The organism is Psychrobacter sp. BF1 (assembly GCF_019279065.1).
In the GTDB taxonomy this organism is placed as follows: Bacteria; Pseudomonadota; Gammaproteobacteria; order Pseudomonadales; family Moraxellaceae; genus Psychrobacter; species Psychrobacter urativorans.
In genome coordinates this window covers 265,432-284,414 of sequence record NZ_JAGYWV010000004.1, presented here as the reverse complement: position 1 = coordinate 284,414, position 18,983 = coordinate 265,432, and the positions used below count along the sequence as shown (strand labels likewise).

General features: G+C 42.5%; 12 protein-coding genes and 1 tRNA gene. 4 read left to right on the top strand and 9 right to left on the bottom strand.

The annotated features are described in order from the left end of the window. Nucleotides 1–154 precede the first annotated feature (154 nt). The 8 genes from KZA12_RS07205 to KZA12_RS07170 form a co-directional block, all read right to left on the bottom strand. Complete coding sequence (locus tag KZA12_RS07205; RefSeq protein WP_218689752.1) at nt 155–1,426, bottom strand: tyrosine-type recombinase/integrase; 1,272 nt, start codon at nt 1,424–1,426, stop codon at nt 155–157. Nucleotides 1,427–1,597: 171 nt separating this feature from the next. Then, nucleotides 1,598–1,674, bottom strand: a tRNA-Ile gene (locus KZA12_RS07200). Between the two features lie 97 nt (nt 1,675–1,771). Then, complete coding sequence (locus tag KZA12_RS07195; RefSeq protein ID WP_256932869.1) at nt 1,772–2,608, bottom strand: pteridine reductase; 837 nt, start codon at nt 2,606–2,608, stop codon at nt 1,772–1,774. Further along, nucleotides 2,605–3,849, bottom strand: a complete 1,245-nt coding sequence (locus tag KZA12_RS07190) for a tRNA nucleotidyltransferase (RefSeq protein ID WP_218689751.1) — start codon at nt 3,847–3,849, stop codon at nt 2,605–2,607. The genes KZA12_RS07195 and KZA12_RS07190 overlap by 4 nt, the downstream gene beginning before the upstream one ends. A 168-nt stretch (nt 3,850–4,017) precedes the next feature. Next, nucleotides 4,018–6,324, bottom strand: a complete 2,307-nt coding sequence (locus tag KZA12_RS07185; RefSeq protein ID WP_218689750.1) for an NADP-dependent malic enzyme — start codon at nt 6,322–6,324, stop codon at nt 4,018–4,020. A 387-nt stretch (nt 6,325–6,711) separates the two neighbouring features. Beyond that, nucleotides 6,712–8,184, bottom strand: a complete 1,473-nt coding sequence (locus tag KZA12_RS07180; RefSeq protein ID WP_218689749.1) for a YdiU family protein — start codon at nt 8,182–8,184, stop codon at nt 6,712–6,714. 493 nt (nt 8,185–8,677) lie between these two features. After that, nucleotides 8,678–10,132 (bottom strand): fatty acid desaturase, encoded by a 1,455-nt coding sequence (locus KZA12_RS07175; RefSeq protein ID WP_256932868.1) that lies wholly within the window; start codon nt 10,130–10,132, stop codon nt 8,678–8,680. A gap of 310 nt (nt 10,133–10,442) precedes the next feature. After that, nucleotides 10,443–11,318 (bottom strand): glycerophosphodiester phosphodiesterase, encoded by an 876-nt coding sequence (locus tag KZA12_RS07170; RefSeq protein ID WP_218689748.1) that lies wholly within the window; start codon nt 11,316–11,318, stop codon nt 10,443–10,445. A gap of 470 nt (nt 11,319–11,788) precedes the next feature. Between KZA12_RS07170 and KZA12_RS07165 the strand changes: the two genes are divergently transcribed. Further along, nucleotides 11,789–12,766 (top strand): hypothetical protein, encoded by a 978-nt coding sequence (locus KZA12_RS07165; protein WP_201622121.1) that lies wholly within the window; start codon nt 11,789–11,791, stop codon nt 12,764–12,766. Between the two features lie 292 nt (nt 12,767–13,058). On the opposite strand, the gene KZA12_RS07160 is transcribed toward KZA12_RS07165, so the two are convergent. Further along, entirely contained in the window at nt 13,059–13,685 is a 627-nt protein-coding gene (locus KZA12_RS07160) for a cob(I)yrinic acid a,c-diamide adenosyltransferase (protein WP_218689747.1), read from the bottom strand. Nucleotides 13,686–13,928: 243 nt separating this feature from the next. Here KZA12_RS07160 and cysS point away from each other — a divergent pair, with 243 nt between their 5' ends. The 3 genes from cysS to glmM all read left to right on the top strand — a co-directional run bounded on the left by cysS (nt 13,929) and on the right by glmM (nt 18,908). Then, complete coding sequence (gene cysS, locus KZA12_RS07155) at nt 13,929–15,392, top strand: cysteine--tRNA ligase (protein WP_256932867.1); 1,464 nt, start codon at nt 13,929–13,931, stop codon at nt 15,390–15,392. Nucleotides 15,393–15,787: 395 nt separating this feature from the next. Next, on the top strand, nt 15,788–17,260 hold the full coding sequence (guaB, locus tag KZA12_RS07150; protein ID WP_201622119.1) for an IMP dehydrogenase: 1,473 nt from the start codon (nt 15,788–15,790) through the stop codon (nt 17,258–17,260). Between the two features lie 277 nt (nt 17,261–17,537). After that, nucleotides 17,538–18,908, top strand: coding sequence for a phosphoglucosamine mutase (gene glmM, locus KZA12_RS07145; RefSeq protein ID WP_218689746.1), 1,371 nt, complete (start codon nt 17,538–17,540; stop codon nt 18,906–18,908). Nucleotides 18,909–18,983: the final 75 nt, after the last annotated feature.

Here is an 18,983-nt window from a genome sequence, read left to right as displayed (position 1 = left end):
GGTCATCAAAGCTTTTCATGCTACCAGCCATTTGCTCAGCCAGTTTTTTAAGGTCAGATTGAGTAGTCATTGCTTATTCTCCGGTTAGTGGATTATAAGCAGTTACACAAAGTTTGGGAAACTCTCGCAAATATATGACAAGTGAAGTATTTCTTTATATAAGTTGTTTTATAAAATCGCTTTGTGTCATGCCAGCATGCTGACAATAGAAAGACTCTATTGAGTTTAAGGCTTCTCTTAATTGCCGCTGTGACACTTGGATATACTGTAGGGTAACATCATCGCTTGATTTAGCTTCACGATGATTGAGCAAGCGTTTAAGGACTGGATAGCTGATGCTAGAGTGATTAGCTACCGTTCCAAAAGTGCGGCGCAAATCATGTGGCGTAATATACAAGTTTGCTTGATTACCTATGGTTTTGTAACTGCCACTTAAATCTTTTATATGATCATCGCTGGCTTGCAAGTCACTCGGGAATACCCATCGCTTGCCAGCGCTTAATCTGAATCTTTCTTTAAGCAGAGCCTGTAAAATATCACTAGTAGGCATATGATAATCAGAACCGTTTTTTGTATCTTTGAATACTATTCTGCCAGCTTTAAGGTCGACGTCAGACCACTTTAAGGGCTGTGCTTCATTTAAACGCACACCAGTGAACATAAAAAGCAGCATGATATCTCGTGCATTATTGCTATGGGGCGCTTGCATGTGTGAGCTTCTATCAACATAATTTAAAAGTGTTTTGAGGTACATACCTAAATATTCTTCTTCAACATGTCTAGTACGCGGCTTAACTATATTCCAATCTTTCTTGGCGTTAAGTATGCGTACTGGTTGCTCTTTAATTAAAAAGTCTTCGTTATCATCTAAAAAGCTATCACGGCAATAATTCCAAACTGACCTTAGAGCTCTCATAGTTGCGTTAGCCTGAGCTTCACTATGTTTACTTATCTCTTTATGCTTATCACTTACCATTGACTTAGATATATCGTTTAAGGATACATCTAGCCAGTCTCCCAGCTTCTTTAGTATTTGACGATCATAAGTGGTAATAGTGCCTTTAGCTAAACTAGTCTTTGCTGATTTAAAGTAGGTATATGCATCTCTCAGTGTTGGTACATTATTAGTCTTATCTTTAGTGTCTTCCAAGATCTCATGAAGCCCGTCATAAACATGCATACCTTTTTTTATGTTTGCCATCATTATGCTGGCTTTCTCACGCGCTTCGGTTAGCGTAATCAAGTGCGTTTCTTCTACTTCGTCTCTATACAGCTTTCCATTGATGCGCTTATGTAATGTATAGCGCTTTGACTGCTTGCCTACACGTAGCGCAAAACCAGTTAGTACATCGTCCATATAGGTTTCAGTGCCTTTATCGGTATAGTCTACTGAATCAACAAGTTTTTTGGTAAGTTTAGCTTTCATATATCACCCATGTAGCAGTATATAACCATAGTGTTATTAGTCATCATACTTTAATTACTACAAGGATCAAAGTATCAAGATAGTATCAAAAAATTAATTACATCAATGTATTTACATAAAATTTAAGCAATAAAAAACCCTTACAAGCCAATGCTTATAAGGGTTTAAATATGGTGGGCCCAGTAGGACTTGAACCTACGACCAAAGGATTATGAGTCCTCTGCTCTAACCAACTGAGCTATGGGCCCTAACGTCAGACGGCTAATGATACCTGATTTTTTCAACTTTTCAAGTAAAAGATACGCTCTAGGGCAATATTATTAGATAATAACTGCTTTTTTTAGCTTAACCCCCTGCTAGAGTCAAACTACGACCACCATCGACGTTAATGATATGCCCAGTAATATAGCTGGCTTGTGCCAAAAAAAGTACGCTTTGGGCAATATCTGCTGGGCTACCAATACGTTGCAAAGGGATAGAGGTGATGATATTAGATTGCTGAGTTTTATCAAGCGCTTGATCGCTATCGGCATCCGGTAGGATATTGACTCCAGGGGCTACGCCATTGACTCTGACCAAAGGAGCTAGCTCTAATGCTAGCGATTGTACCATCATATGCTGAGCCGCCTTAGCCATGTTATATAGGCTGTAACCATTAAAGGGCTTGTCATGTGCATGAATGTCTAACAGGCTGATAATGCAGCCTTGCTGAGCCTGCAAATAGGGCAGTAGCGCTTGACTGAGTAATAAAGGCGCTTTGGCATTAGTCAAAAACAGCTCATCCCAGTGCTGAGCATCGATAGTAGCGATAGGGGTCGGATAAAACCGCGATGCATTATGTACTAGTACATCCAACTGTCCAAAAGCTGCAATCACTGTTTGGCTAAATTCGCTTAAGCTAACAGAGTCATTGACTAATGCTAAGTCGGCAACTAGTACTAGGGCGCTATCAGTACGCTGCCGATTGAGCTTGCCAGCTAAGGCGTCGGCTGCTGCTCGACTGCTATTACAGTGAATGATAACTCGATAGCCTTTAGCATGGGCAGCTTGCACAATAGATGCACCGATACGTTTAGCGCTACCAGTAACTAGCATCACTGCTGCATTATCAGCGTGGTTCAAAGGAGGCTGACGATGAGCCGGCCCACTGTCATAAGGCGTTAGTGGCTCTATAACACTCATAGCGACGTCTGGCTGCTGGCGGCTTGTAAGTGTTCAATACGGGTTTGGCGTAACGCTGCACCAATAGCAGCGCCCTTCAGCTGCGGGTCTATACTGTCCATAGTAATGGCGTGAAAGCTATTGAGGGCTAGCATAGTTCGTCGATGTTGCTGTGCCAGCTGTAGCAGTTGGCTAGTGACTAATAATTGTGAGAGCTTATTAGGGTCTTTATGCGCACTACAAGCTTGAAGCAGATCTATTGTTTCAGCGGCGCTTAGCTGGTTAATCATGGCTAGTTTGTGTGCTTGTTGCACGAATAGACTAGCGAATTGAGTCTGGGCTTTAGGTACTTTAACACCATCACTGGTATGGATGATATCGGTTACAGCTTTAGCAGTAGCAGCATAACTTTTACCCGCGTTTTTACTATGGCTAAGGCCATTATCCTGTTCAGCATTTTGCTGATTAATAGTAGCGAATAAGGTTGGATCAATACTCGCCATTAATAGCGCCCAACGCTGCGATAAGTTCAATTGCATCTGCCCTGCAAAGTATAAGGCAGTTTGAACCGTTTCGCGGATATGAGTGTGCCTCCAAGCTTGCTGTAGAGGCGCGAAATAATCAACCAAAGCACCAATATCGAACAGTTGCTGCCAATAAACTTGTGGTGAGTCCTGCATTGTAGCGCGACTAGACTCTTGCCAAATCCGCTCTGCGCTTAAATGCCTAAGCTCGCCTGAGCTGACCAGTTGGGTCATTAGTTCTAGCGTTTGAGTAGCTATAGTAAAGCCCAAGTCATAATAGCGGCTATAAAAGCGCGCTGTCCTAAGTACTCGTAGCGGATCTTCACTAAAAGCCTCTGAAACATGGCGTAAAGTCTTAGTAGCCATATCTTCTAGGCCGCCATAGTAGTCCACCACTGTATCAGTAATAGGGGTGTCGTCAGTTAAGCTAGTCACTTCAATAGCCATAGCATTAACCGTCAAATCACGACGCTGCAAATCTTCCTTTAGCGTGACTTCACTGCTGGCATGCACCCTAAAACCTTGATAGCCATGACCTTGTTTACGCTCAGTACGGGCTAGTGCATACTCTTCATGAGTAACGGGGTGCAAAAATACTGGAAAGTCAGCGCCGACTTGTTGAAACCCTGCTGCCAACATAGCATCTACCGTTGTCCCTACTACTACAAAGTCTTTGTCCTTTATTGGGCGTCCTAATAGCTGATCACGTACCGCACCACCAACCAGATAAACTTGCATCTCAACCTCTTGTCATTGGGTTTTAAAATAAATAACAAATAGTAAGCAAAAAAAAGCCAATCAACGGCATCAAGTATAATGACGTTGACTGGCTTTATTATAACAGACAGCTAAGGTCTAAAACGCTAGCTGCTTTTGAGCCTATAAATTATGACTATCTAACAACTACTATTGCTGTTCGTTTTCTAAGTCTTGAGCTTCCGTTACAGCAAGTGCAGTCATATTGACGATACGGCGAGCGGTTGCCGAAGGGGTTAAGATATGCACCGGCTTGTTTGCACCTAATAGGATAGGGCCAATAGAGGTGCTATTGGTTGCGGTTTTGAGTAAGTTAAAGGCAATGTTTGCTGCATCTAAAGTTGGTAAGATGAGTAAGTTTGCCGCACCCTTAAATCTAGTTGATGGGAAATCTTCTAGACGGATGTGCTCATTTAAGGCGGCATCGCCTTGCATTTCGCCATCAAACTCAAAGTCTACTTTCATGTCTAATAACAATTGGAATACTTTGCGCATTTTTACCGCACTAGCGCGGTTTGAAGTACCATAGCTTGAGTGTGATACTAAAGCAACTCGTGGGACAATACCGAAGCGATGCAGCTGATTGGCAGCCAATACAGTCATTTCAGCCAATTGCTCAGCCGTAGGATCTTCATGGATATAAGTATCAGCAATAAAGATATTACGGTCTTGCATCAATACGGCGTTCATTGCATAAAAGTCTTTGACGCCTTGCTTTTTGCCAATAACGCTTTCAACGTATTGTAGATGTAGCTGATAATGGCTAAAGGTACCACAAATCATGCCATCAGCATCGCCATTTTGTACTAGTAAAGCCCCAATTAAAGAGGTCTTACGACGTACATCACGACGTGCCAGCTCGATACTCACACCGCGACGTTTGTTCTGCTCATAGTAGCGCTGCCAGTAGTCTTTATAGCGCTCATCGTCATCAATATTGATGATAGTAATATTTTCACCGTCTTTTAGACGCAGACCTAGTCTGTTGATATTGGTTTCGATAATTGCTGTACGGCCGATTAAGATAGGTTGTGCCAGTTTCTCATCGACGACAACTTGTACCGCAAGCAGAACGTTATTATCTTCGCCTTCACAGTACACAATACGTTTAGGGCCAGATTTAGCGCGAGCAAAAACCGGCTTCATGACGAATGCTGAGTTATACACAAACTCAGATAGACGCTGACGATAGGCTTGCATGTCCTCGATTGGTAGCGTCGCTACACCTGAATCCATAGCGGCTTGGGCGACAGCAGAGGCAATCTCGATGATTAAGTTTGGCTCTAGAGGTCCTGGAATTAGATATTCACGACCGAAGCTCTTAACCGTCTCAAGGCTTTTGACGTTGGCTGTTGGCGTAGCTTCAACATGGGCCATAGCAGCGATTGCACGGACACAAGCGATTTTCATCTCTTCGTTAACTGTAGTTGCGCCTACATCTAGGGCCCCACGGAAAATATAAGGGAAGCATAAAGCATTGTTTACTTGGTTAGGATAATCCGAGCGACCAGTAGCCATGATAACGTCAGGGCGAACGGCATGTGCTTCTTCTGGCATGATCTCTGGAGTTGGATTGGCAAGAGCAAAGATGATAGGGTCTTTTGCCATACGGCGAACCATATCAGCAGTAATAGTTCCCGGCATAGACAAACCTAAGAACATATCGACATCGTCCATGATCTCATCGATGTTAGTAGCTTGAGTATCACGAGCATAGCGCTGCTTAGTTTCGTCTAAGTTTTCACGGCTAGTTGTGATGATGCCACGAGAGTCAGAGACATATAAGTTCTCTTTGTTGACCCCAAGGGCACAAATAATATCTAGGCAAGAGATGGCAGCCGCACCGGCGCCAGAACAAACGATTTTGATGTCTTCGATTTTTTTATCGATAAGAGTCAAAGCGTTGAGCATAGCGGCAGCAACAATGATAGAAGTACCGTGCTGGTCATCATGGAATACTGGAATGTTCATGCGCTTACGTAATTCGCGCTCAATTTTGAAACATTCTGGCGCTTTGATATCTTCTAAGTTGATACCACCAAAGGTCGGCTCAAGAGCGGCAACCGCTTCGATAAATTTGTCAGGATCATTTTGAGCTATTTCTAGATCGAAAACATCGATACCAGCGAACTTCTTGAATAATACGCCTTTACCTTCCATAACGGGCTTAGAAGCTAATGGACCAATATTACCTAGACCAAGTACGGCAGTACCGTTAGTGATAACACCAACTAGGTTAGCACGAGCGGTATATCTAGCAGCTAGTTTTGGATCTCTTTCAATCTCAAGACAAGGTACTGCTACCCCTGGTGAATAAGCTAAGGCTAGATCACGTTGGTTAGCTAATTGCTTGATAGGGGTAACTGAAATTTTACCCGGTCGTGGAAACTCGTGGTAATGAAGTGCGGCTTGTTCAAATTGTTCTTTATCGGTATGTAGATGGTTATCGTCATTCATAGTGGCTGCCATGGTTGAAATAAATTGAAGTGAAAATGAACTTAAATATAAGGCTTACTGCCATAAAAAATTAAAGGTCGTAAAATTTTAGCGGTTTAGCTTGCATAGATAATAGTTGCAATAAGCAGATAATGCGAGACAATCATCAAGTCAAAACGTGCTAGCAGCATCTTGTAAGCAACCAAAGGTCAAAAACAATTCTTCTAGCACTATTGCCAAGTCACTGACTAGTCAACAATAACACAAAATTCAGAGGTTAGTCATCAGTTGATAATCAATATTTCACACTCTAATAATGCCATAATAATAGTGACAATTAGTCAAATAAAGTAGGCAATAGAATGAAAGATACTGCCGCTATGTGCTACAGATAACTATTACTACCTGCTAAGACGAACAGCTTATCGGCTGCTGCACAGCATTAGGGGCTGGCGCAGTACTATCCGAGTCAACAGCAATCGCTTGTACCTGATAAGGGTTAGCCAATAACTGATAAACACGCTCAACTTCAGCAAACTCTCCTTGCTCAGCTGCGTCAATAGCACGCTGTGCCATACTATTACGCAGTACATAAACAAGGTTATTGTTTTGTAGGGCAGTTAACACTTGCTGTTTATCCACTTGCTGTAGCTGTAGCAGATAACGCTTATGCCACTGTTGCCAAACGCTTAATGCTTCACCCGTAAGCTCTGCTATTAGGGTAGTGAGTAGCTGCTGCTCGTAGGGATAGTTAACGGCGTCAACTATAGCTAACAAGGCACGAAAGCTATTAGTATAATCGAGTAGATTATCCTCGAGCAATGTCAAAAACTCAAAGGCCAAGCGCAAGCTCTCAGACTCGTGCGGCAGTCCCAGCTTACGACATAGCCCTTGCTGATAATGCTGCATGAATGTGGGCTCATATACTGATAAACAGTCATCCAAGCTTTCACGAGTAACGCCAGCTTGGGTCAGACGCATAAAGTGTGGGAGCCAAACATTAAGATTCCAGTGTCCAATAGCGGGCTGGTTTTGATAAGCATAGCGTCCACTATGATCGGAGTGATTGTTGATCCATGCTGGATTAAAGCGTTCCATAAAGCCAAATGGTCCGAAATCTAAAGTGCTACCAGTAATCGATAGATTATCAGTATTCATCACCCCATGAGCAAAGCCAATCAGTTGCCAATCAGCAATCATTCGTGCATTACGCTCGACTACTGACTGCAAAAAAGCCAATACGGGTTGTTCGCTATCACGGCACTCAGGATAACAGCTGTCGATCATATAATCGGTGAATTCGCTGAGTAGGTCAGGGGCAAAGCTAGCAATCCATTCGATGTGACCAAGGCGAATATGAGTATCAGCGACTCGCATCAGTGCCGCACCAGCCTCGACACGTTCACGGCGTACAGGAGTATCAGTTACCACGAAGCCTAATGCATTAGAGGAGGGAATATCGAGCTGGTTGAGCGCATGGCCACATAAGTACTCACGAATAGTACTGCGTAATACCGCACGGCCATCACCCATCCGCGAGTAGGGCGTCAGACCACAGCCTTTTAGATGCAGGTCTTGGCGCTTATCATTATTATCGATTACTTGCGCCATCAGCAAGCCACGACCATCACCCAATTGTCCTGCCCATTGTCCAAACTGATGACCAGCATAAGCCATGGCTAGCGGTTCAAACTCAGCAGGTAGATAATGACCAGCCAGAATATCAACCCAGCGTGTCATCAAGTCGCTATCTTCTGTCCAGCCCAATTGCTCAGCTACCTGAGTATTGAAATGACCTACACGTGGGTTATTCAAGGGAACAGGAGGCTGACGATTATAAAGGCGCGGGTCTAAGTTGACATAAGTATTTTGGTAGCGCATAGCAACAATCCCTTATAGAAGTATTAGTGAATAAAACTACTATAACATAGCCATATTTCTAGGGCATGTTTGATCAGGCATAACTGGTTGCTGGTTTATAATTAGCTAAGCATTAATGATACATAGCCTAAGCAATAATGTGTTGTTATCTAAGCACTATGGATAGCGTTTAGTTAATCAACGCGCTGTTACAGACAATAAACTAAGCATGGATAGTTTATTGAGATGTTGTAGGTCAATAGATTGAGTGAACAAAGCAACTGCCAGCGTACTTATAAAAAGTAGCTATTGAAAAAGCAGCTAGTGAAAAAGCAGCTTTAAAAAAGGACTTATTGAAAACATTACTTATTAATAACAGTGCTTGTTAATAACAGTGCTTATTAATAACAGTGCTTGTTAACAGCACTAACTATAAAAAATAAGCAATAAAAAACCCCCTAGCTCTTGAAGATAGGAAGTTTTTAAAATATATAAAGTTTAACTTATATTAGAACTAAGCGGCTTTGCTGTTATGACCAATAGAGCGGAAAGCCACCTTTAAGTTGTCATTATGCTCATGGATCTTCTGTTCGATATTGGCATACTCATGCTTAAGCTTATCATCAACTTCATGTAAGCGATCAGCAAACTCAGTCTTTTTCATCTCAATAGCTTTTGCTTTTAGCGCTTGCCATTCTTCAACGGTCTGAGTAAAGGCCTCAAATTCAAACTTGATACGATCCTGAAAAGTCTTCATAGCATGAGGAATATCTAGACCACCAGCATTGACTGTATCGATCTGTTGCTGCGCTTTTTTGAACTGCATTTGTACTTCAGCATGCTTGATAGTCGTATCATCAATAGTACGTAACTCAGTAGTCAAACCAACTTTTGATAATCCAGCAATCAACCATTTAGTTGGATCATACTGCCACCATTTGACTCCATTACGATAGTCGTATTGGAAGAAATGATGATAGTTGTGATAGCCTTCGCCCCAAGTAAACAGAGCTAAAAAGAAGTTATCACGGGCAGTGTTAGTATCAGTATAAGGACGTGAGCCAAACATATGACATAACGAGTTAATAAAGAAAGTGAAATGGTGAGTCAATACTAAGCGTAACAAGCCCGCTAGTACTAAAGTTCCCCATACATCACCTATCAACCAGCCAATCGCTGCTACTAAACCGACGTTAGCCGCTAGTACCCAAAGACCATAGTACTTATGTTGAATCTGCAAAGTTCTATCTTTAGTCAAGTCTGGAATGTTTTTGTAATCAAACTTACCACTAGGATAGTTCTTTAACATCCAACCAATATGACTGAAGAAAAATCCGCGCTTCGCTGAATACGGATCATCCATGCGATCATCAACATGACGATGATGACTACGGTGACCAGATACCCAATCAAATGCTGAACCTTGCACTGCTAGGGTTGAGCCTAACAACAAAAAGTTTTTTACAATAGGATGAGCTTTGTAGGCACGGTGAGCAAGCAGACGGTGATAGCCTGCAGTAATGCTGATACCCGTCCATACCATAAACGCACCAAATACACCCCAAACAGGCGCACTAACTTGATGGGTAAATAGATACCACGGAGTAATAACTGCAGCAGCAATTGGTGTGGTTATCAAAATAGTGGCTGGAATCCAGTTAATCGGTGCTTTTTTAAATTCAAGCTCACGAATATCAATAGGCTTCTCAGTAGAGAGAGCATTATTGTTATCACTAGTGCTGGCGCTAGTTTTAGTATTAATACTAGTGTCATCATTAGCAGGAGACAGCTCATTAACGTTACTAGTTGCGGTAGGCTGCTCGCTAGCAGCTTCATTGGCTTTGCCTTCTTCATACCAAGTCTTTAGGCGTAATGCCTGAGTACCAGCGGTCTGAATAAGTATGTCGCTAGATTTGATAGCCAAACGTAAGCCTTTGAGCGGTAAGCCCATTGCTGTTTTTGCAATCATATAATATCCCTTACGGTATTAGTTTCAGCCTCTATATTACTCTAAAACTGATAGAAAGTGAACACCTATACACTAGAAAAATATTGCTAAATAACAATAGCTTGTATGAATAAGGCAATATATATAACCAGTATCTTATTAGCTCTCAGCAATTAGGCGAATATGTAATTGATTATGCAAATATGTTAACCAATTAACGCTGATAATTATTAAGTCATTATAGGCAGTAGTTAACCGTTTAAGAAAAGTTAGCGGTTATTTATTCGCTAAATAAGCCATGCCAATCAAGTCGTTAGCCAGTAGCAGCATTCTATATTAATAGTTGACTGGGAATATCAGTGATAATGGTATCGACTTGCCAATGAACCAACTGTTTAGCAAATGCAATATCGTTGACGGTCCAAGCGCTTACCCGCAAATCATAACGGTGACAGTAATCGATCACTTGTTTGTTAAGTAGTAAATAGTGAATACCTAAGCTGCTACAGCCAAGTTGTAAAGCGGTATGGGGTGCACGGTTCAACAGCTTGGCGTCACGTACTAGTAGGCCACGTGCCATAGGTGATAATAGTTTATTGCGTTGTAGCTGAGCTAACAGTTCTACATCGAAGCTAGTGAGCACAATGGGTAGGCGAGCTAAAGGACTGTCAATTAAATAGCGGCATAAGGCATGCACCAATTTTGGATGATTGGTTCGGCTATGAGTTTTTATTTCCAACTCAATATGAGTGAACTGAGTTAGCGGTTGCACGGTTTTCAATGAAGGGTTAGAGCTGGCCTTAGTAGCCCTAGGTTCGGCTAACGCCAATGAATTATTAAGCCGCTTTTTTTGTGGCTCTACCAGCGAGGGTTTTAAGGTATGCATTTTTTTTGCTGGCGATGCTACGGCTAAGGCCTGTGCCAGCTGATCTAAAGTAATGATTTGATGACCTAGTTGTAAGTGACGTTGAATCTCCACTAAGCTCATTTGGTCAATACGAGATTGTAGTCCGCACAGGCGCTGTAGAGTATCATCATGGAAGACCACTAAATGTCCATCAGCGGTCAACTGCACATCGAACTCAATACCTGCTAAGCCATGCCGCTTTAACTGATTAGCATGTTCAAAGCCGGAAAAGCTGTTCTCTAGTGCTTCATAGCGTGCACCACGATGACCTAGAAGTTGGGTATTGGCAAGCTCTATCATAAGGGTATAGTCAAGGGTTAAGGAGTAGGGGGTATAACACTCAGCTATTAAGGATAAACCACTAACGGTTAACGCTTGATATCGGCTTTATTGCTCTGCTAAAAATAGAAGGCGACTGAGTTTATTCAAACCAGAAATAAAGTTTAGCGTTTATAAATGAAATTATTATGGCAATCTAATCAATAGTTTGTTATGTTTTTGCAACTATTAGTCTGTTTTGTGACTATTGACTGTATTTATTTCTATATCTTTAAGCTGGGGTAATGAACATCTGTGTCAAACACCGTATAATAGCGTGATTTTAAGCCCTATCATTGCAGCTTTGATAAGTGCAAAACTGTTAGTAAGCTTAGATCAGTACTTAGTCTAATGACTAATGAATCAATCTACGACTATAAAGCTAGTCAACAACTATGAAACCAAGCACTGACGATAGTAGCGCAAATGGTAAAATCAGGAGCAAGACAAGTATGAGTACAGCGAGTAATAGCATAATCAAATGGTCACAAGTTGCCGGTATTGGTTTATTATGCAGTTTGGCCGTCGCTGGGTGCAATCGCTCAGAAAAAGTAGATCAAGAAGAGCTTGATAATACTGAGGAAGCAGTAGTAGTCAATGATGGTGCAGTAGCTCCTGTAATCGCCTGTGATAATCCGCTGGTACAAGATCGCCTAAGAAGTGCATTAAAAAACACTTTAAATCAGCAAGCCCAGAGCTTATCTAGTAGCTATGCTAATGCGGTAGAAGTCAGTGTTGACCCTAGTTCAGTTACTAGTAAAGTTAATGGTATTTTGATCGATGTGCAAAATGCAGCAGTACTGCAAGAAGCCAACGCCAACGGTATGACTACTTGTCAAGCCAGTGTCAGTATGACTTTGTCTAGCGAAGACCTGTATCAAGCCAGCCAATTACAAGCTGCTAATAACCAACCAAGCTTACAAACTCGTTTGGCTCAAGCCAATATTCGTATCAATAATAATATGTTGGTCGATGATGCCTTTACTTATGTAGTAGCTGCTAAAGATGGACAAATCCAAGCTCGTATCGCTGGAGAGTCTACGCTAGTCACTATAGTGTCTGAAGTCATGGCAGGTTCTACAGTGAAGTCAGTTATCGACAATCAAAGAGCTCAGCGTCAACAACAGCAGGCCGAACGTCGTAGTGAAGGCGCCGCGCAAAGAAACAACAATCGTGTTGAGCGTCCGAAGCCGCAAGTAGTAAGACCGCTTGAAGCTACGCGTCCAGTACAGCCTGTGCGTCCGGTTCAGCCAGTAACGCCGCCGAAGATTAATCAAGACAGTGGACAGAGCAGTACGCCAAGCAAACCACAAACTAGTAGCCCAGCAGCGACTCCTAGCACTAGCAGTAGTACTAAGGCTCCAGCTACTGCACCTAAAGATGACAGTATCGATATGGTAATCATTGAAGATGGAAGTGCGGTTTATTAGTAAGCTATCAATAGCTGATTAACCACTATCGATTGATGATTTTAGTAATAGGTTTTGATGATTGCTATTAATGGCTTAGCGCTTATGCTGATAGTATCAACTAAGCGTTAAGTTAATAGTTATCCTAAGCCATAAAAAATGCTCGCAACCCCTATAACGGCTGCGAGCATTTTTTATGGTTTATACTTATGCATTACTGAGGCAGTACTTATGCATTACTGAGGCAGTACTGATGCATTACTGAAGCAATGCTTATATAGTTATTGAAGCCAGCAGTGCTACTAGCTTTAAATTAATTTTGTGGGTTAGGCAAGTTCTGTAATACTTGGTTATCCCACAATACTTCAGAGACTTGTTTAGGATCAGTACAGAATCTTGCTGCTACAAACAACCAGTCCGATAAGCGGTTGACTAAACTTACCGCTGTACTACGAATGGCTTGTGGACTCTGCTGTTGTAACACCACCGCTTGGCGTTCAGCGCGGCGGCAAACCGTACGAGCGACATGCAGCTGGCTGACTAACAATGAGCCTGTGGGTAAGATAAAATCTTTTAGCGGCGGTAAATGCTCATTCATGGCATCGATTTGCTGCTCTAGCCAGTCGATGTGAGTGGCATTAATACCTTCATACTCAGGCATTGCCAGCTCACCACCGATATTGAATAATAAATGCTGGATAACGACTAATGCTTGATTAAAATCAGTAGCAGCTTGCTGTTGTAAACGCTCAGGTAAACAGCTATTGGCGATAGCATTGCTAAAGTGAGCGCGCACTAAGCCGATATGGGAGTTAAGCTCATCGATATCACCCATTACACTAAATAAGTCATCAGCCTTGCTTACACGGCTACCATCTGCCATGCCAGTAGTACCATCATCTCCGGTACGAGTATAAATTTTGCTTAAGCGATTGCCCATTATTATTCCTTATTTGTTTATAATTAGCTATTTATCAGTCGATGTTTAGGACTGTCATTACCATTGTAGTATTTTAATGCTATTTTCGCTAAGATAGATTGCTATTAAAGTAGGGTAGCAGCTTTAAAGCGCTCAAGTTCACGCAAATAGCGTCTAGTTAACGAGATTATAGTAAACTGCTACTACTTTACTTTTTATTATCATTAATATTATTGTTAATACTTTCACTTACAAGGCTATTTTATGATCACCACACCTCTTGCCGATGCCATGTCGCAGTTGTCTATTTATGATTCGATGACAGGAGCAAAGCAGACCTTCACAGCGCTTAACGCCGGTAAAGTGGGTATGTATGTGTGTGGAATGACGGTTTATGATTATTGTCACATTGGCCATGCCCGAGTGATTGTCGCCTTCGACATGGTGGTACGCTGGCTGGCGCAATCGGGTTATAAGGTCAACTATGTACGTAATATTACTGATATAGACGACAAGATTATCGCCCGTGCGCTGGAGAATAAAGAAGATATTGCGGCCTTGACTCAACGCTTTATCGAAGCGATGCATGAGGATGCTGATGCTCTTGGTTGCCTAGCACCGGATGCTGAGCCTCGTGCGACTGATCATATCAATGATATGCAGCAGATGATCGAGATTTTGATTAATGGCAACTATGCTTATGCGGCAGATAATGGTGATGTTTATTATGCGGTCGATAGCTTTGCCGATTATGGCAAACTCTCCAAACGCAATCTTGATGAGATGCAAGCTGGCTCACGAGTAGAAGTTGAAACCGTTAAACGCAACCCATTTGACTTTGTGTTATGGAAAGCGGCAAAACCGAACGAGCCGCAGTGGGCATCCCCTTGGGGCCAAGGACGTCCAGGCTGGCATATTGAGTGTTCAGCGATGTCGATCAAATGCTTAGGTAATACTTTTGATATTCATGGCGGTGGTCATGACTTACAGTTCCCGCATCATGAGAATGAGATTGCGCAGTCAGAGGCCAGTACTGGTTGTGAGTATGCACGCAACTGGATGCACGTCGGCTTTATTAACGTTGATGGCGAAAAGATGTCCAAGTCGCTAGGCAATTTCTTTACCATTCGTGAGGTCATGGCTAGATATTTACCTGAAACAGTAAGATTTTTCTTATTGTCGAGCCATTATCGTAGCCAAGTGAACTTTTCAGATGTGGCTTTAGATGAAGCTCATAATAGCTTAAGTAGATTATATCAAGCCTTAAAAAGTGCCGAGCAGCTGCGCAATGAGATCTTAGTGCTCGATGACGCTATTATCAATAGCGCTTATGCTAGTACCGCTGGACGAGACTTTATAGCAGCGATGAATGATGATTTTAATAGCTCGGCGGCTACTAGCATATTGTTCGGGCTGGCACGTGATATTAATAAAGCTATCAAAGCTGAGGATGTCGATACTGCTTGGCAGGGCGCGCAGCAGCTTAAAGCTTTAGCGCAAGTGCTAAACATATTACAGCAACCAGTACAGCAGTTCTTGCAAGCCGTCATTGGTGATAAGGCCGACGATAGTCTCACTGATGGCGTTATCGATGATTTGATCATTGAACGGGCCAATGCCAAAAGTAATAAAGATTTTGCGCGTGCTGATGAGATTCGAGTGCAGCTAAAAGACGCTGGTATTGAGTTAGAAGACAGCCGTAGCGGGACTACGTGGCGACGTGCATAATGAGCTTGGGGTAATAGTTGCCTTTATAGTTAATCATTTAACCCAGCAAGCTAGAGACTCTGAGCACAAGCGAAAATATAACATGCGAGCAAGCGTCATATTTGCTATAATATGGCGTTATTTTAGCGGGATAATTAAGTCATTGTGAGCCATTAGCTGCTTTATTGCTTATCGCTACTGACGATAGATTAATTGAGCACTGTTTTACCTTTGCTTCGGCCTGGTCTTATGAGTAGTTAAGCATCGTTTGCATAAGGTCTAATCAGGCTAAGCAAAAACCAATAGTAACTGTCTGTATTTAGCCGTTACTAATTATCAGTGGTTTCAACCCGCTCTAATTTATTATCTTGATCTCAAGCTCCCTCCCATCAAAATAACCACTATTAGGGGTATGTATGTTACGTATTGTCGATGAAGCCTTCACTTTTGATGACGTGTTATTGTTACCAGCCTATTCTGAAGTTCTCCCAAAAACAGCCAACTTAACCACGCGACTGACCAAAAGTATCACCTTGAACTTACCGCTCATTTCTGCGGCTATGGATACAGTGACAGAGTCTGAAATGGCCATTACTATGGCGCAGTTAGGCGGTATGGGTATTCTACATAAAAACATGGATATCATTCAGCAGGCAACCCAAGTTCGCCGAGTCAAAAAATTCGAAGCCGGTACAGTAGTAGATCCTATTACTGTCTATCCAGAAATGTCTATCGGTGAGCTGCTAAAGTTAACGCAAGACAACAATATCTCTGGGGTGCCAGTAGTTGAAAAAGGTACTGATAAAGTAGTAGGTATCGTCACCCATCGTGATTGGCGTTTTGAGACTAATCTGTCATTGCCAGTCAGTCATATCATGACGCCAAAAGAGCAGTTAGTCACCGTACATGAAGGTGAAAGCAACGAAAATATCAAAAAGCTGCTTCATGAGCATCGCATCGAAAAAGTTATTGTCATCGATGATGACTTCCGTTTGCGCGGTTTAATCACTGTCAACGACTTTGCCAAAGCCGAGAATAATCCTAACGCTTGTAAAGATGATCAAGGTCGTTTGCGTGTTGGCGCAGCAGTTGGTACGGGCGCAGATACTCAAGCGCGCGTTGAAGCTTTGGTTGGCGCTGACGTCGATGTCATCATAGTTGACACTGCACATGGTCACTCAAGAGGGGTGATCGATAAAGTTGCTTGGATCAAAAAGAACTTCCCACATATTCAAATCATCGGTGGCAATATTGCTACAGGCGATGCTGCTAAGGCGTTACGTGATGCTGGTGCTGATGCGGTAAAAGTAGGTATCGGTCCTGGTTCAATTTGTACTACTCGTATTATCGCTGGTATTGGTGTTCCGCAAATCTCGGCTATCGATAATGTGGCTAGTGCGTTACAAGACAGTATCCCACTAATTGCTGATGGCGGTATTCGTTATTCAGGCGATATGGCTAAAGCTATCGCTGCGGGCGCTTCTTGTATTATGGTCGGCTCATTAATGGCAGGTACTGAAGAAGCACCAGGCGAAGTTGAGCTATTCCAAGGCCGTTACTACAAAGCTTATCGTGGTATGGGTAGTTTAGGAGCTATGTCAGGCGACAACGGCTCATCAGACCGTTACTTCCAAGACGCTAAAGATGGAGTTGAAAAACTGGTTCCTGAAGGTATCGAAGGTCGTGTGCCTTATAAAGGTCCAGTAGCAGGTATCGTCAATCAATTGGTCGGTGGCTTGCGCTCCTCGATGGGCTATACCGGTTGTGCCACTATTGAGGATATGCGCACTAAGCCGCAGTTCATCAAAGTGACTTCAGCTGGGATGAAAGAGTCGCATGTTCATGATGTACAAATCACTAAAGAGGCGCCTAACTATCGAGTCAATTAGGTCTTATTAGCACCCAGATACAGACAGTCAACGATGCTTATACATTGTTGGCTGTTTTTTTTGTAAAATAAGTCAGTCTTAGCAATAACAGAGGTTGTTTTTGGCGGTTTAGGTTATGATGGTTTTTTTAAAATCATAAACTTAGGTCTCTACTATAGCGCTTCAAATAATATTAATAAGATAGTAGATTTAAAAAACAGTTTAATAAGAGAGGTCTTAGTATGTTAATGCTCAAGGTCTTAGCACTTTTATGAGTTAGCAAAAGGATATAACGACAATGAGTTACTTTGGTACTGATGGTATTCGTGGAAAGTTCGGTGAGTTGCCTATCACCCCTGATTTTATTTTGAAGCTAGGCTATGTCACCGGCCAAGTGCTTATAGAAAACAATAACAGTAGCCGTAGACCTAGTGTGGTGATTGGTAAAGATACTCGACTATCAGGTTATGTGATTGAAGGCGCACTGCAAGCAGGTTTCAATGCTGCTGGGGTCGATGTACACATGCTCGGGCCTCTACCGACACCAGCTATCGCTCATTTAACTCGTAGTTTTAATGCTGATGCAGGGGTAGTTATCTCCGCCTCTCATAATCCTTATTTTGATAACGGTATTAAGCTGTTTTCAGGAGATGGCAAAAAGCTAACTGATGAGATGCAAAACGCTATTAATGACAAGTTAAGGGCCATTATGAGCCCTGCAGATGGCGCAGATGCTAGCGAGTTAATGCCCATAGTAGATCCGGCAAACTTAGGTAAAAACCATCGTATCGATGATGCAAAAGGCCGTTATATAGAATTCTGTAAAGGCAGCTTCCCTTATCAATATGATTTGGCTCATTTGACGATAGTGATAGATTGCGCTAATGGAGCAGGGTATAGCGTGGCGCCTAGAGTATTGCGTGAGCTTGGCGCTACAGTAATAGCAATCAATAACAAACCAGATGGTCTCAATATCAATGCTGATTGTGGTTCTACCCATCCTGAAGGTTTGCAACAAGCAGTAATAGAACATAATGCTGATGTCGGTATTGGCCTAGACGGTGATGGCGATCGTATCGTCATGGTCGATGAAATGGGCAACCTAATCGATGGCGATGGTATTTTGTATCTATTAGCGACGCAAGGTAAGCAACAAGCCGCTGGGGTAGTGGGTACCTTGATGAGTAACATGGGCCTAGAGCTAGCCTTACAAAAGCTCGGCATTGGCTTTACTCGTGCTAAAGTTGGCGATCGCTATGTGATGCAAGAGCTAGACGCTAATGGCTGGATACTAGGCGGCGAGCCCTCAGGACATATATTATGCTTAGATAAGAGCCGTACTGGTGATGCTATTATCGCCGGCTTGCAAGTGTTAGCTGTGATGCAAGAGCAAGATAAGGCTTTGAGTACCCTTACCGAAGGTTTTGAAGTATTGCCGCAAAAGCTAGTCAATATACGCCTAGCAAAAATGCAAGACCCTTTTGCTCATGCAGAATTAGTAAGCGCTTTTGATAAAGCAACAGCGACTCTAAAAGGGCGCGGCCGTCTACTTATTCGCCAGTCAGGTACTGAGCCGATGATCCGAGTCATGGTTGAGTCGGACGATGAAATAGAGTGCGATGTTATGGCTAACGGCTTAGCTGATCATATCAAAGCGGTGCTAAATTAATAGCTGACCATCCTAGCGGTATGGTATAAGCTATCATGAGTTAGCGGTATTCTATACCTAGTAATAATATCAATA

What these genes read in the sequence shown, in the direction of transcription:
- KZA12_RS07170 (WP_218689748.1), bottom strand. Translation starts at nt 11,318, where the DNA reads ATGATAGAGCTTGCCAATACCCAACTTCTAGGTCATCGTGGTGCACGC.
- KZA12_RS07175 (WP_256932868.1), bottom strand. Translation starts at nt 10,132, where the DNA reads ATGATTGCAAAAACAGCAATGGGCTTACCGCTCAAAGGCTTACGTTTG.
- KZA12_RS07195 (WP_256932869.1), bottom strand. Translation starts at nt 2,608, where the DNA reads ATGAGTGTTATAGAGCCACTAACGCCTTATGACAGTGGGCCGGCTCAT.
- guaB (WP_201622119.1), top strand. Translation starts at nt 15,788, where the DNA reads ATGTTACGTATTGTCGATGAAGCCTTCACTTTTGATGACGTGTTATTG.
- cysS (WP_256932867.1), top strand. Translation starts at nt 13,929, where the DNA reads ATGATCACCACACCTCTTGCCGATGCCATGTCGCAGTTGTCTATTTAT.
- KZA12_RS07190 (WP_218689751.1), bottom strand. Translation starts at nt 3,849, where the DNA reads ATGCAAGTTTATCTGGTTGGTGGTGCGGTACGTGATCAGCTATTAGGA.
- KZA12_RS07165 (WP_201622121.1), top strand. Translation starts at nt 11,789, where the DNA reads ATGAGTACAGCGAGTAATAGCATAATCAAATGGTCACAAGTTGCCGGT.
- KZA12_RS07160 (WP_218689747.1), bottom strand. Translation starts at nt 13,685, where the DNA reads ATGGGCAATCGCTTAAGCAAAATTTATACTCGTACCGGAGATGATGGT.
- glmM (WP_218689746.1), top strand. Translation starts at nt 17,538, where the DNA reads ATGAGTTACTTTGGTACTGATGGTATTCGTGGAAAGTTCGGTGAGTTG.
- KZA12_RS07180 (WP_218689749.1), bottom strand. Translation starts at nt 8,184, where the DNA reads ATGCGCTACCAAAATACTTATGTCAACTTAGACCCGCGCCTTTATAAT.
- KZA12_RS07205 (WP_218689752.1), bottom strand. Translation starts at nt 1,426, where the DNA reads ATGAAAGCTAAACTTACCAAAAAACTTGTTGATTCAGTAGACTATACC.
- KZA12_RS07185 (WP_218689750.1), bottom strand. Translation starts at nt 6,324, where the DNA reads ATGAATGACGATAACCATCTACATACCGATAAAGAACAATTTGAACAA.